The following is a 207-nucleotide window of genomic DNA, read 5'->3' on the forward strand; positions in this document are numbered from 1 at the left end:
GAAGATAATACACTGGTAGTACTAGATAAAAATTTAGCGGGAGCAGATAAAAGTTCTCTAAAACACATGCAATCTGAGGCGCAAACAAATCACGCTATAACCAATTCATGTCAAAGCATCAATAAAGAAGAGAAATCTACAACTAAGACTGATTCTCACAATTCCATTACAGAACCCGTTCAAATAACCATAACTGAATCAGAAAAT

Annotated in this window: 1 pseudogene; it reads left to right on the forward strand. The window is 34.3% G+C overall.

What is annotated here, in order from left to right:
• A pseudogene (locus A2003_RS11950) lies at window positions 1-207 on the forward strand (hypothetical protein); the annotation flags it as partial.

It is taken from the genome of Acinetobacter sp. GWC1_38_13, from assembly GCF_001767535.1.
GTDB classification, from domain to species: domain Bacteria; phylum Pseudomonadota; class Gammaproteobacteria; order Pseudomonadales; family Moraxellaceae; genus Acinetobacter; species Acinetobacter junii.